Genomic DNA, 871 nt, shown 5'->3' with positions numbered 1-871 from the left:
TGAACCAGCCGTTGCGCCACATCAGCAGCCGCCTGCCCCCCGACCCGCCGCGGCCAAGCGCGGTTCGAGCCGCAAGTCGGCCGCCAAGAGCGCCACCAAGTCGGCGGCGAAGTCGGCCCCGGCCGCCAAGTCCGCGCCCGCGGCGAAGAAGTCCGCCCCGGCCGCGAAGAAGTCCGCCCCGGCGGCCTCCACCGGCGCCGTCGACGCGCGCGCCGTGCGCCAGTGGGCGGCCGAGAACGGCATCACGGTCGCCCCGCGCGGCCCGATCTCGACGACCATCATCGACCAGTTCCGCGCCGCCACCGCCTGAGCAGCGCGCACGCACCACCCCAGAGGGGCGGGATCCCACCGGGATCCCGCCCCTCTGGCGCACCCGGGCACCGCCGGTGTGCCGCCGGGCCCCTCAGCGCCCCGCGAGCTTGCGGGCGACGCGCACCAGCAGCCGCCCCGTGCGCCGGCCCCGCGCGCGCCGCGGGGGCACCGCGACGGCGGACGGGGCCGCCGGGCGCCCGAAGATGACCTCGCACAGCTGCCGGTACTTCTCGTCGGGGTCGGGCACCCAGTCGATGCGGCGCATCGCCTGGTCCTGCCCGGCCGACTCCAGCACGAACTGCCCGTACCCGAGCAGGCGGCCGGGCACCGACTGGTTGTAGCTCATGTCGGTCACCTTGGTCAGCGGCATCATGGCCGTGCGGCGGTTGACCACCCCGCGGGTGAGCAGCAGGCGCTTGTCGGTGGCGATGAACCAGCCGTTGCGCCACATCAGCAGCCGCCACACCGCCCGCAGCAGCAGGACGACCCACGCCGCGAACAGGGCGTCGCGCAGCAGCGGCGGGTCGGGGGGCAGGCGGCTGCCCAGCCACAGCAGGAC

2 protein-coding genes are annotated in these 871 nt (G+C 76.0%); one reads left to right on the top strand and one right to left on the bottom strand.

The window, feature by feature from the left end; translation table 11 throughout:
* A partial coding sequence (locus GTR00_RS21855; protein ID WP_205706403.1) for an Lsr2 family DNA-binding protein occupies positions 1 to 310 on the top strand: 310 nt, incomplete at its 5' end.
* 93 nt (positions 311 to 403) lie between these two features.
* Here GTR00_RS21855 and GTR00_RS21850 read toward each other — a convergent pair.
* Positions 404 to 871: PH domain-containing protein (locus GTR00_RS21850; RefSeq protein WP_166613584.1), on the bottom strand; the 468-nt coding region annotated here is incomplete at its 5' end.

The organism is Kineococcus indalonis (genome assembly GCF_009906395.1).
GTDB classification, from domain to species: Bacteria; Actinomycetota; Actinomycetes; order Actinomycetales; family Kineococcaceae; genus Kineococcus; species Kineococcus indalonis.
This window is presented reverse-complemented; position numbering and strand designations above follow the sequence as displayed.